The organism is Mesorhizobium sp. M7D.F.Ca.US.004.03.1.1 (assembly GCF_003998635.1).
Classification (GTDB): Bacteria; Pseudomonadota; Alphaproteobacteria; order Rhizobiales; family Rhizobiaceae; genus Mesorhizobium; species Mesorhizobium loti.
The window spans coordinates 1-474 of the sequence record NZ_RZQG01001775.1 but is presented as its reverse complement, the minus strand read 5'-3'; the positions used below and the strand labels follow the sequence as shown (position 1 = coordinate 474).

Below are 474 nucleotides of genomic sequence, written 5' to 3'. Positions count from 1 at the left end.
GCTTAGGTGAGTGACGGGAACGCGATCCGGAAGTGTCCGACGCTTCTCGGCATAGAGGCCTTTCAGGACCGAAATTGCCGCAAGAAGCGGATCGTGGCGGCGCGCTGAGCGGAACGTGAACGCCTGTAGGAACGCACCGGCATATTTGTTGACGGTCGCATATTGCTCTGCCGCCAAGGTCAAGGGTGACGCCTCATTGTCTTCGACCATCGACTCAAGCTCAGGCTTGATTCGGAGCAGGCGGTGCCACCCGACTTCCTGATCGAGAACCTCCAATGCGTTCCGGCCATAGTCGTTCGCGGATTGGAGAGCAGTGATGGTTTGGAGGAACATGCGCAGCGCCTTGGCGGTATCCGGCCTGCAGTCCATGTGCCGCTGCTTCTTGCGGTTATTGGCTTGCGAGAACAGCCGACCTATCAGCTTGATGAACATCGACACTGCATCGTCCGTGAGCTTCTGGCCGAGCTTGATAAT

Annotated in this window: 1 pseudogene; it reads right to left on the bottom strand. The window is 57.8% G+C overall.

Features of this window, described 5'->3' with window-relative positions:
- Positions 1 to 474: pseudogene (locus EN935_RS39975) on the bottom strand (Tn3 family transposase); the annotation flags it as partial.